The sequence below is a fragment of the Megasphaera intestinihominis genome (genome assembly GCF_040096415.1).
In the GTDB taxonomy this organism is placed as follows: domain Bacteria; phylum Bacillota; class Negativicutes; order Veillonellales; family Megasphaeraceae; genus Megasphaera; species Megasphaera intestinihominis.
The window spans coordinates 1-12293 of the sequence record NZ_JBBMEU010000065.1 but is presented as its reverse complement, the minus strand read 5'-3'; the positions used below and the strand labels follow the sequence as shown (position 1 = coordinate 12293).

Genomic DNA, 12293 nt, shown 5'->3' with positions numbered 1-12293 from the left:
AGTAAGCAGAACTTCGATTTCGAGGGACTGTGTAAGGGGCTTTTGGACAGCCCTTTGAGAATAAGGCTATCCTGATTGCAGGAGGAAACTTAAACAGCAACCTTCTCAAGAATCTCCCGCTTCTATAAGCGGGAGAGGTTCAAAATAGACATAAGTTATAGATACGAGGAGAATTATCATGAAAATCACACAGATTATGTATACCAATGAAGCGGCAGGCCTGTCGTGCCGCGGCGAAGAACGCTTCCTGCCTTATGGCGAAGCCCTCTGCCTGGCAGGCCGCGCCGTACCGACAGCCCGGCTGTGGAAAAAGATGCAGGATGACGGCGCGGCCGAATTCCCAGACCAGACGGGCCACATGGACGGCACGTGTCAGCTGATGCAGCAGTCCTTCACGCCGCGCAAAGCCGTCTACGAACTGTATCGCACGGAGGCCGCACAGCAGCGTCATATCGCCACGATAACGCTGGAACAGTTCCCGCGGCCGACAGCCATCGGCGGCCACAAAGTCCGCGGCCATATCGCCGTGAGCCATCCCCTCACACCGTCGAGCACAGCAGAAGCCCTAAGCCTGGCAGGCGTCCTGGACACGGCCGGTCAAATCGCCCTGGGCCTGGGCGTCATCCGCCTGGTCTATGACGACACGCCGCCCGTCGCCGACGACGATGCCGCCCGGCTGCGCGACGAACTGGCCCAGACCCAGGCCTATTACCAGACCTTGCAGGAAAGTTATGATGGCTACGTCCAGACCCTGGAACAATCCCTGCGCGAATGGGAAACGCGCTGTCCCCAGGAAGACGTCGAAAAAAGGGCCCTTCCCCTGCCCGACGACTACACGTCGCGCCTGGAAAAGGCCCTGGAAGGCTTCCGCGTCTGTCTGGCCGGCGGCAGCGCCCTGTGGCATGACAAAGTCCGCACGCGCTTCCCGCACTGGATGATCCTGGAAAACAAGCACTTCGACGTCCAAAAACTCCAGGGCGCCGACGTACTCATCATCAACACCAACCATACAGGCCACGCCCTGGTCCGCAAAGCCTGCCAGCAGGCCGCTTCCCAGGGCACCCTCGTCTGCTACACCAGCCGCTACAACCTGAACGCTGCCGCAGCCGACATCCTCTACGCCTTGGGCGAGTAAGCCTAAGAGCCACTGACTTTTATTTTGCAACATTTTTGTAAAATTGAACAAATAATTGCATTTCCCATAAGATTCTTTACGGCATATTGACGCTCGCCGCAGCGGCGCGCTATAGTAAAGGCATGAGGAGGTGGTATCGTGAAAAAATGGAAACAGGCTATCCTGGCCGCCTTGTTCTGCACGTGTACGACGTTGACAGGACTGGCTGCAGACACGGCCAAAACGGCACCTGCCGAAGCGGCCGTTCAGACCCAGGCCACCGAAACAGGATCTGAAAAAACAGCAGAAAAAGCCAGTGTGCCTACGGATCCGTTAGCCGGCCATACAGGTAAAATCATCGACAAATATTACCTGACCAAAGGCTCGACCTATAAAGACGTGACGACGCTGCTCCAGACCATCGATTCCCAGCGGACCGGGCTGGACACAACAACCAGGCCTTATTATTTCCGCGTCGACAAAGACCTGACGGACAAGTACTTCCGCCGTGTCCGGGCCTATGACGACAAAACGACGGAACAGATTGGCGAATACTTAGTCGCCAAAGACAAGAGTGCCGTCTGGCGCATGGATACGCCCCACGAAGGCTTGATTTATGGCAGCGCTAAAAAAATGATGAAAAAGAGCCGCATCATCATCTACCCGCGCTACCTGGCCCTGGGCAGCAAAGGCATCGTCGCCCTGCAGACGCCGGGCAATGGCCTGACGGCCAAGAGCCTGAATGAGTCCGTCGCCAAAATCGGAGAAGACAATACCATCATCCCCGTCAAGACGGGCCAAGTAGACATCCTGGCAGACGTGACCGTCGGCGACGTCAAAGAAACGGCATCGCGCCGCATCTCCGTCGTCACCCAGGCCGACCTGCAGCGCATGGCCTACAACGCCTACATGACCCAGCTTTATATGGATACCTATTGGAATTGGGGTTGGGGCAGCCCTTTTTATAATGACTGGGGCTGGCATCGCCCGCCACCACCGCCACGCCACGGCCATCGGCCGCCACCTATGTACGATTTCCCGACCTGTTTGCTAGAAGAATCATCCAAATCCCTAACTTTAAAGAGAAACCTCTCAGACCGCCTTTGGCGGCCAGCTCTCCTATTAGGAGAGCCTTTCATCAAGCCTCAAACACCTCACACCAAATGTCTGGGAGCAGCCGAGACGGCGCCTTCCAGGCTTTCTTTTTCTGTTTTGTAGATGCGTTCGGCGATTTCGTCGACTTTGTGGGTCAGCCACATGTAGGCCGTCGTACCCTCACGGTAATCGGCTTCGGCATACATATCGATGCGGCCATCTTCCCGCAGTTGTTCGACCTGGCGGAAGGCCTTGCTGTTTCCTTTGGGATAAATGGCAAAGGTCGATCCGCCGAATTTTTTGACTACCGAAAAGGCCGGCACATCGCTGGGCCCGTCGGCAATATAAATCATATTGGGGAAAGCGACGCGGCGCAGGGCATCGGACATCTTGGCATTGACATCGATTTCCGGATGCTGAGGCACGCCCTTATTAATTTCAAAAAGAGCCCTTGTCTTAGTCGTATTGTCGATGGTATAGCCCACTTCACTGATGATCTTATGTTTTTCTGCATCGAGCCCTTCAATGAGGTCACAGCCCCAGATTGCTTCAACATAGGGCATGACGGCCGACCCTTTGATGATAGCCGACATGCCCGTACTGACGATGTAATGCTCCACCTTGATGTTGTACTCGCGGTACTTGGGGTTCTCTTCGACGACGCGCTGAAGATTCTTGAAGATTTCCGGGACGCCGTGATAATACTTCTGCTTCTGGCCAAAGGTCTTCAGCTTTTCATTATTAAGGCCCTTGAAAATCCCATTCTGTGCGTCCTTGATGAACTGATTCAGATAAATCGTGTCGGCATTGACCTTGACGCCTTCCTTGGCATAATGCGCCGGCAAGGCATTGACATGCTGCCAGAATTTCGCCTTATCAATATGATATTCCTCAAAAATCGGGTCCTGCATGTTCCCGTCAATCAAAGTCTTGTCGAAATCCCAAATCACAGCAATGATGTTCTGCATGAAGCTCACCCCGCTTTCAGGCAATCAGAAGGAAAAGGTATCTTTCAACCCCAGCCACTGCTGGTCTTTATCGCTCAGATTCAGCGGCGTCCCGTCTTCGAGGTGATAGCCGGCGGCGCTGGGCGAACCCTGATATTCGCCGACGAGCTGGGGCCACTGGATGCCGATTTCCGGGTCGTTCCAGGCCATGCCGCCTTCATCATTGGGATGCCAGAAATCATTGACCTTATAGCAGAATTCCGCCACGTCGCTGAGGACCAGGAACCCATGGGCAAAGCCTTCGGGAATGAGGAACTGCTTCTTATTTTCTTCCGTCAATTCGACACCGTACCATTTGCCATACGTCTTGGAATCACGGCGCAAATCGACAGCCACATCGAAAACACTGCCGCGGACAGCACGGACGAGCTTGCACTGGGGAAAATGTTTCTGGAAATGAAGCCCCCGCAAGACCCCTTTCGTCGACATGGACTGATTATCCTGAACAAAATTAATATGGAACCCCGCTTCCTCCATATCCTTCTGATTATACGTCTCCATAAAATAACCCCGTGCATCGCCATGCACCGTTGGCGTAATGACACAAAGCCCGTCAATACCGCCCACATTCTTTTCAACCTTTATCTGACCCATTAATATTTATCTCCCTTCATGCATGTTTCCTTTATTATAACATAATTTAAGTAAACGCAGGCCGCAGGTCGCCGTTCGCAGGCCGCCCTTATCGTTCATCGTAGGTCGTTCGTCAACGAGCCACGAACCACTAGCCACGAGCCACTAAATTCCCCAAATACCGCTTCAAGGCATCTTTCCAGTCAGGCAGCGGCCGAAATCCGTTGGCGACGAGTTTGCTCTTGTCCAAGCGGGAATTAAAGGGTCGTTTGGCTTTCGACAGGCCGTATTCTTCCGTCGTGACGGGGATGACTTTCGCCGTATAGCCGGCCTGGCGGTAGATTTCACAGGTAAAATCATACCAGGAAATATAGCCGCCTTCGTTAGTCGCATGGTAATAGCCGTATTTATCGCTTTCAATCATATCGACTAACAGACGAGCCAAATCAAAAGTATACGTCGGTGTCCCGATCTGGTCATTGACGACGCGGACCGTATCGTGGGTCTTACCGACATTGAGCATAGTCTTGACGAAATTCTTGCCGTTCTGACCGAATACCCAGGCAATGCGGACGATAAAATATTTTTCCAGCGTCTGCGAAACGGCCAATTCCCCTTCAAGCTTGGTCTGGCCATAAACGTTGAGGGGCTGGTAATCCTTGCAGTCCGGCTGCCACGGCTCCGTCCCCTGCCCGTTGAACACATAATCCGTACTGAGATAGAGCATCTTACAGTCCAATTCCTTGCAGACATCGGCAATATGCTGCGTCCCACCGGCATTGACCGCCCGGACCTGAGCCACTTTGTCGTCATCTTCGGCCATATCGACAGCCGTCCAAGCCGCACAATGAATGACCGCATCGGGCTGGACGTCCAAAATGACACGCCGTACCGCATCTGCGTCGGTAATATCCAAAGACACATACGGTGCCGTCGTCACCGCCGTCCCATCAGCCATACCGCTGTAAGCCGGAGCCAAATCACTGCCGATACCGACATGCCCCCGCAAAGCCAGCTCATTCATCACATCATGACCCAACTGGCCATTCACACCTGTTACAAATATTTTCATAGGATGTGTTCTCTCCCTTCATGCATGTTCCTTTTTATCATAGCATATTCAATTTGCAGGCCGCAGTTCGCCGTTCGCAGGCCGCGTCGGATTCAGATGCCGCTTCGCGGCAATAAATTCAAAGTAACACCATCGCCTCGAGTAACCCTCGGCTCGTAAAAATGCCCTGATTGGGGGCCTTGTATTTCTTATGGTCTGCAAGATTGCGGCGACCTGCGATGAAAGGCGCCCCTGCGAAGGGGAGCTGTCAGCACAGCTGACTGAGAGGTTCTTTTCCCATCGCCTCTATGCGATTTTGTAGGGGCGCCACGCGGGGCGCCCGTCCGGAATAGCGATGCATAACGTACTGCATGCCATATGAACAGTTTGGAAATATTCCTAACTGTTCACAGCGGGCCGCCCTTTGGGACGGTCCCTACAGATGTGGTGTAGCCGCATAATTTTTTTATCGCCTGCATGCGATTTCGTAGGGGCCGTCCTAATAAGGCGGCCCGCTACGCGCTGAAGGTATCCCGAAGCGTCGTTGTCACTTTGAGTCCGTCGCCGCGTAGCGGCATCTGAGTCCGAGACAGCCTGCGGCCGGCGAACTGCGGCCTGCGTCGAGGCTCCTAGCCTCGACTCCCATACATCTTCTGATAATACTGCTGGTATTCCCCGGAAATGATGGGCTGCCACCAATCTTCGTGGTCCAAGTACCACTGGATGGTCTTCTTGATGCCGTCGGCAAATTTCGTTTCCGGCAGCCAGCCCAATTCTTTATGGATTTTCGTCGGGTCAATGGCGTAGCGGCGGTCATGGCCTTTACGGTCCGTAACATGGTGGATGAGGCTTTCCGGTTTGCCCAGTTCTTTACAAATCAATTTGACGATGTCGATATTCCTCATTTCATTGTGGCCGCCGACGTTATAAACTTCGCCGACACGGCCCTTCTGGAGGATGAGGTCGATGGCCCGGCAATGGTCTTCGACATAGAGCCAGTCGCGGACATTGAGGCCGTCCCCATAGACAGGCAGCGGCTTGTCATGCAGGGCATTGATGATCATGAGGGGAATCAGCTTTTCCGGAAAATGATAAGGACCATAGTTATTAGAGCAGCGGCTAATGGTCACCGGCAGGCCATAAGTCCGATGATAAGCCAGAACCAGGAGGTCAGCCGAAGCCTTGGAGGAACTATACGGACTGGACGTGTGGATCGGCGTCGTTTCCGTAAAGAACAAATCCGGCCGGTCCAAGGGCAAATCGCCATAAACTTCATCCGTCGATACCTGATGATACCGCTGGATACCGTACTTGCGGCAGGCATCCATGAGGACAGCCGTCCCCATGATATTCGTTTCCAAGAAAATTGCCGGATTCTCAATAGACCGGTCGACATGCGATTCCGCCGCAAAATTGACGATTACATCAGGATGCTCCTCTTCAAACAACCGATAAACCGCGTTGCGGTCACAAATATCGGCCTTGACAAAACGGAAATTATCCTGATCCATAACCGGTGCCAACGTAGACAAATTCCCAGCATACGTCAACTTATCCAAACAAATCACCCGGTCCTGCGGATGCTCCTTCAACATATGAAACACAAAATTCGACCCAATGAAACCGGCACCGCCGGTTATTATTATATTCATTCTATCGTTCACTCCCATTTTTATAATATTTTAATTACATATTACTCATCTGGTAAAATTTTCCCTTCAGCTACCTTGCGCAAATACTGACCATAAGGACTTTTACCATATTTTGATGCACTGTCTTCCAACGTAAGCAAATCAATCCAGCCCTTCTGGTAAGCAATTTCTTCTAATGCAGCTATATGAATCCCTGCTCTAGTTTCAACGGCTCTAACAAATTCTCCTGCTACGCTCAGACTTTCCATCGTGCCGGTATCTAACCAAGCATACCCACGTCCTAACGTAACGACGTTAAGCTGTCCTTTTTCCAAATAGATTTTATTCAAATCAGTAATTTCCAATTCCCCACGAGCAGAAGGTTTCACCTGCTTCGCATACTCACAGACATGTTCATCGTAAAAATAGAGTCCGGTAACAGCATAATTGGTCTTTGGATTCTGAGGCTTTTCTTCAATAGAAATTGCCTTGCCATTCTGGTCAAATTCAATGACACCAAACCGCTCCGGATCATCGACGTAATAGCCAAATACTGTAGCTCCCTCCGTATTAGAAGCGGCTTTTCTCAAATGTTTAGTTAGGCCTGCACCGTAGAAGATATTGTCCCCTAGAATCATGGCGCAAGATTCTCCATTGATGAATTCTTCGCCCAAAATAAAAGCCTGGGCCAATCCATCCGGCGACGGCTGCACCTTATAACTCAGATGGATACCATAGCGCGACCCATCCCCCAGGAGCCGTTCAAAATTCGGCAAATCCGTCGGCGTCGAAATAATCAAAATATCCCGAATCCCAGCCAACATCAACGTCGACAAAGGATAATAAATCATCGGCTTATCATATACCGGCAACAACTGCTTAGACGTCACCATTGTCAGCGGATACAACCGCGTCCCGCTGCCCCCAGCTAATACAATCCCTTTCAAAAAAATCACTCCTCACAGTAAAATTCAATACCTAATTATACCAAAAAAGAACCTGACATACAAAGTTATGAATAACTTTATACGACAGGCTCATTTTTCTTACTTTAGAACCATCCCTACACCATGGTAATATCTTTATACTGCGGCTTCACGATCCACTGGCCCTGATGATCCATGATGCCCCAGCCTGTCTTTGTCTTGACCGGCGTCAGGCCGTTGCGGAAGCCTTTGACGTCCTGGATCTGGCCGGCGGCAGCACGGTACTGGACCTGACCGTTCCTGTCGACAATGGCATACTCTTTCTTGTCGTTCCAGCACCAGGTATAATCGTCGAGGAGGAAAGCCATCCATTTCACACTGGCCGGGAATTCCGCAACAAAGGCCCCTGTTTCCTGATTGATGAGCATATTTTTATCGCCTTTCGTCAGCAAAAGGCGCTGTGCCCCCAGGAACTGTACGCCGTCATAGGCAAAATCGACGACCTGTGCTCCGTCGACCATGCTGAAGACGCCCCATTTCCCGTTCTTTTTATCTTTCAAAGAAACGAAGCCGTCGACATCATCCAAAAGCCCATCGTCGAGAGTGTAACTCCCCGGCGCAATCAGGTACTGCCCCTTGCGGTTGACGAAGCCCAATTTCCCTTTATTGCGGACGAAGGTGCCAAATTCCGTCATCGGATAAACGGCATCATTTTTGCTGTCGACGACAATATTGCCGACGCGGTCGAGATAGCCCCGCTTCACGCCGTCATAGGTCAAAGGCGTCACTTCGTCATCGTAATAGACGGAATGCGTCGACGAGCCAATCAGCGCACCGGCGAGGAAACCGCCCAAGTTAAAATGGCTGACCCTGCGCTGGTATTCCGCCAGACCGTGGTGATAGGGCAAAATGACATCATACGGCGCAGCGAACTGGACCCGGCCGCTTTCATCAATGGCCACTTTCGCTCCCTTATCGTCCTTGACGAAAGCCAGGCCTTCACTGAAGTTAGCCAGCACAGCCTTATACATCGGCGCCACTACGATGTTCCCGTTCTTGTCCTGAATACCATAACGGCCCTGATCCTTGAAGAAATGGACCGACGCGGCTTCTTTCTCCGGCCAAACCACCGGTGCGCCCTGCTTATCGACATAAGCCGTCCCTCTTTTCCCTGCCGTCATAAACACGCCTTTGCCGGCATAGGACAGGGACTTATACGCCGGAATCATGAGCCATTTTCCATCCGTGCCCATCAGGCCCCACTTATCGGTACCGTCCTTGACCGCAGCCAGGACACCGTCCTTATAATTGACATCGCATTCCGCTTTGACCTGCGAAGAAATCGTCTCCATCCCTGGCGGCGGCAAATGCCTGGCCATCGCCGGAAAGACAACATCCCCCAGCGACGAAGGGCGGCTGACACTCCAGCCCGAATGAGACGCCGACTCACGCGTCGACGAATGCGACTCCGTCTGCGTCACCGTCGTCGTATGCACCTCACGATGCGCCTGTTCTGCAAGCGAAGCCGGCTCAGCGGCCTGTACCGCCAAAATGGATAAAGAAGTGCATAAAAAACCTGCTAAAATAAATCGTTTCAATGAAAAATGGTTGTACATGTCGCTCCCCTTTCAATCTAAAAACGTAGACGCCCTCTTCAAACAATGACATGCGGAATATTAGGCAATAGCTTAAAGGTTAGTTTGGTTGAAATCAAAAAATAAAGGATCCCAAATACGTTCTGGCGTAGCTTGCAAATTACCGTTACCATTCCTGCCCGCAGCTAAGGCAAAAAATATATTAGGATTTCGATAGCCAAAATTCAAGAAAACAGCTTCCAAAATAGCTGATTTACCAGAATTATTCCGTCCTCCAAATAAAGTGATAGGAGATAAATCCTTAACTGATAAATCTTGGAAACATCTAAAATTCTGTATCCTTAGTGTTTTAATCATCTGCTCACCCACTCACCGAACATAAAAACGAACAAACATTCTAAATTCAATATATCATATCTAGGGCAAATTAGCAAGATATCCATTGGTCTCTCGTAATGCCCAGAAATTTGAAAAAGCCACGAACCTAGAAAGTTCATGGCTTTTACCGCATTACCTATACTGATTTAGATAAGTCCGAAAAGTATCTTTTAATTCAGGACGCCGCAAGGCATATTCTACTGTTGCTTTGAGGTAATCCAATTTATTGCCGATGTCGTAGCGTTTTCCTTTGATTTCGCACGTGTAGACGGCTTGGCGGTTGGCCATGAGTTTTAGGGCGTCGGATAATTTGATTTTCCCTTTTTTATTAGGTTGGACACGGCGCAGTATTTCAAAGATGTCCGGTGTCAGGATATAGCGTCCCAGCATGGCTGATTTGCCATCAGCTTCAAGGCCGACTGCTTTTTCTGCATCGAGGAAACGGGAAACTCCTTCTTCTTCCATAGCGGCACTTTGAATGATATTCCGCGAGACGACCTGCGCTTCCTTCAATGTCTGGCATCCCACCATGGTGGCACCGCATTTATTATACGTTCGCATCAGCTGGTGTATGGCGGGTTCCGGCTCATGATAGATGATATCATCGCCGAGGAGTACGGCAAAGGGTTCATTATCGATGAAGGATTCAGCACAAAGGATAGCATCTCCCACGCCACGTATATGTTTCTGGCGAATGTAATGAATATTTATCTTGGAGATTTCCTGTACCATGTCCAGCATCGCCACTTTCCCATGCTGGCGCAGATGGTATTCTAAATCTACATTGGTGTCGAAATGGTCCTCGATAGCCCGTTTCCCGTGACCAGTTATGATCAAAATTTCTTCGATGCCGCTTTGAATGGCTTCTTCTACGACATACTGGATGACAGGCTTGTCTACAATGGGAATCATCTCTTTAGGGATTGATTTAGTCGCCGGCAAAAAGCGCGTCCCATAACCGGCCGCGGGGATAACGGCTTTACGAATGGGCTTCATATTTTTTCACCATCTCCAGGGCACTGGCAATGACATCATCCATATCATAATACTTGTATTCCGCTAAGCGGCCACCAAAGATAACGTTTTTTTCTTTCGCTGCTAAGGCTGCATACTGTTCATATAAATGCTGATTCCGTTCGTTGTTGACCGGATAATAGGCTTCTTCGCCAGGATGCCAATCTGCCGGGTATTCTTTCGTAACATAAGTAACAGGCTGTTCGCCGAATTCAAAATGCTTATGTTCGATACTGCGCGTATAGGGCGTTTCCCGATCCGTATAGTTCATGACAGCTACGCCTTGATAATTTTCTTCTTCCATCCGTTCCGTTTCAAAACGAAGGCCGCGGTATTCCAGGCGTCCCAGTTTATAATCGAAGTATTCATCAATAGGACCGGTATAGACTACGGTCTTTGCCAGCCCTTCATATTCATGGCGAGCCTGATTATAATCGACGCCAGTCCGCACTTCGATGCCTTCAAGCAAGGCATTGATCAATACATTATATCCCCCGATGGGAATGCCCTGATAACGGTCATTGAAATAATTATTGTCAAACGTATAGCGTACAGGCAGGCGCTTGATGATGAAAGCCGGAAGCTCCGTGCAGCTCCGTCCCCACTGTTTTTCCGTATACCCTTTGATCAGCTTCGTATAGATGTCCGTACCAATAAGGGAAATGGCCTGTTCTTCCAGATTCTTAGGTTCCGTAATCCCCGCTTCCTGACGCTGCTGGGCAATCTTGGCAGCCGCCTGCTTCGGCGTGACGACACCCCACATCTTAGTAAAGGTATTCATATTAAAAGGCAGGTTGTACAATTCACCTTTATAATTCGCTACCGGCGAATTGACATAATTATTGAATTCCACGAACTGGTTCACATAATCCCAAACCGCTTTATTCGAAGTATGGAAAATATGAGCTCCATATTTGTGAATGCGAATACCTTCCTTTTCTTCGCAATACACATTGCCGCCCACATGGTCACGCCGTTCCAGAACCAAACAAGACTTACCAGCCTTCGTCATTTCGTGAGCAAACACAGAACCGAACAGGCCACTGCCAACAATTAAATAATTATACATCCTCCTCACTCCTAAATCTACTTCATAATTTTAATTTTATTAACCCCCATAATGCTAAGTGCACTGCCTAAGTTCTAAGGTCAAAACCCAAAAAAATTCGATACACTTACTTCAAGCCTTGTGTAAGCTGTCTTTGGAAATGACTGTGATAGCGTAAAAGTTGTAAAGTACTACATTTTATTTCAACTCATTAATATCCGTCCCACTAACATGACCTAGCCCAACATTTTCATGATTATCCCATCCAGTATAAATAATATGATATACACCATCAATATAAAGCAAACAGCTTCGATAAATACCGGAATTATCCCAATAATTGCCCTTACGCTCTGAAAGTACTTTTTTAGAAGGTGTAAACTTCATTCCATCTTCTGAAATGCTATAATACAGCCCCATATGGTAATGATTTTTTGCCCCATTATGATAAGCAACATATATTAATTCATACCCATTAGAAGTCTTCTCTACATCCAGGTGCCAAGGGCATAAATCATTACCATAATCAATTTCAATTTCCTTTGGAGTAGAATAGTTATTGAGACCGCTACCTTCTGTATACCATATTTTTTTATTATTTACGTACCAAATTTTATATATACCATGGTCATAAACAATTGCAGGACTAATCCAATCAACTTTGTCTTTTCCGCTAGATGAATACATCGGTTCTTTGGATGACCAATGTATTCCATCATCACTGGTTCTTCTAAAAATAGTAATTACATTGTGGACTTCATCAACATATCTCCACCAACATTCTAGGGAGTGTAAAATAGTTTGTGTAAATCGGTATTGCATGAATCTACTTTATGCCCCATACTGGGGTAAACAAAGATA

At 49.3% G+C, this 12293-nt stretch carries 12 protein-coding genes; 2 read left to right on the top strand and 10 right to left on the bottom strand.

Annotated elements, in window-relative coordinates; all coding sequences use genetic code 11:
* The first annotated feature begins 178 nt into the window (after positions 1-178).
* The gene (locus WMO23_RS09490) at positions 179-1135 is read left to right on the top strand and encodes a C-Myc-binding protein (RefSeq protein WP_292106103.1); all 957 of its coding nucleotides are present in this window, start codon (positions 179-181) and stop codon (positions 1133-1135) included.
* A 138-nt stretch (positions 1136-1273) separates the two neighbouring features.
* The gene (locus WMO23_RS09485) at positions 1274-2332 is read left to right on the top strand and encodes a hypothetical protein (protein WP_020311699.1); all 1059 of its coding nucleotides are present in this window, start codon (positions 1274-1276) and stop codon (positions 2330-2332) included.
* Here the strand turns inward: WMO23_RS09485 and WMO23_RS09480 are convergent.
* The 10 genes from WMO23_RS09480 to WMO23_RS09435 form a co-directional block, all read right to left on the bottom strand.
* A complete protein-coding gene (locus WMO23_RS09480) occupies positions 2269-3177 on the bottom strand; it encodes an HAD family hydrolase (RefSeq protein WP_292106098.1) in 909 nt (302 codons plus the stop codon). The two genes, WMO23_RS09485 and WMO23_RS09480, sit on opposite strands and share 64 nt — an antisense overlap.
* Positions 3178-3201: 24 nt before the next feature.
* Positions 3202-3810, bottom strand: a complete 609-nt coding sequence (gene rfbC / locus WMO23_RS09475) for a dTDP-4-dehydrorhamnose 3,5-epimerase (protein ID WP_020311701.1) — start codon at positions 3808-3810, stop codon at positions 3202-3204.
* Between the two features lie 130 nt (positions 3811-3940).
* On the bottom strand, positions 3941-4861 hold the full coding sequence (gene rfbD / locus WMO23_RS09470; RefSeq protein WP_292106094.1) for a dTDP-4-dehydrorhamnose reductase: 921 nt from the start codon (positions 4859-4861) through the stop codon (positions 3941-3943).
* A 608-nt stretch (positions 4862-5469) separates the two neighbouring features.
* Positions 5470-6492, bottom strand: a complete 1023-nt coding sequence (rfbB, locus tag WMO23_RS09465; RefSeq protein ID WP_349173863.1) for a dTDP-glucose 4,6-dehydratase — start codon at positions 6490-6492, stop codon at positions 5470-5472.
* Positions 6493-6533: 41 nt separating this feature from the next.
* Positions 6534-7418 carry a glucose-1-phosphate thymidylyltransferase RfbA gene (rfbA, locus tag WMO23_RS09460; RefSeq protein WP_292281590.1) on the bottom strand — a complete coding sequence of 295 codons (885 nt, stop codon included), beginning with the start codon at positions 7416-7418 and terminating at the stop codon, positions 6534-6536.
* A 116-nt stretch (positions 7419-7534) separates the two neighbouring features.
* Positions 7535-8749 carry a WG repeat-containing protein gene (locus tag WMO23_RS09455; protein ID WP_349173861.1) on the bottom strand — a complete coding sequence of 405 codons (1215 nt, stop codon included), beginning with the start codon at positions 8747-8749 and terminating at the stop codon, positions 7535-7537.
* A gap of 336 nt (positions 8750-9085) precedes the next feature.
* Complete coding sequence (locus tag WMO23_RS09450; protein ID WP_292298774.1) at positions 9086-9349, bottom strand: AAA family ATPase; 264 nt, start codon at positions 9347-9349, stop codon at positions 9086-9088.
* 153 nt (positions 9350-9502) lie between these two features.
* The gene (locus tag WMO23_RS09445) at positions 9503-10366 is read right to left on the bottom strand and encodes a UTP--glucose-1-phosphate uridylyltransferase (protein WP_349173859.1); all 864 of its coding nucleotides are present in this window, start codon (positions 10364-10366) and stop codon (positions 9503-9505) included.
* On the bottom strand, positions 10350-11453 hold the full coding sequence (glf, locus tag WMO23_RS09440) for a UDP-galactopyranose mutase (protein WP_349173857.1): 1104 nt from the start codon (positions 11451-11453) through the stop codon (positions 10350-10352). Before glf ends, WMO23_RS09445 begins: the two co-directional genes overlap by 17 nt.
* Before the next feature lie 177 nt (positions 11454-11630).
* Positions 11631-12254, bottom strand: a complete 624-nt coding sequence (locus WMO23_RS09435) for a glycoside hydrolase family protein (RefSeq protein WP_349173855.1) — start codon at positions 12252-12254, stop codon at positions 11631-11633.
* Positions 12255-12293 lie beyond the last annotated feature (39 nt).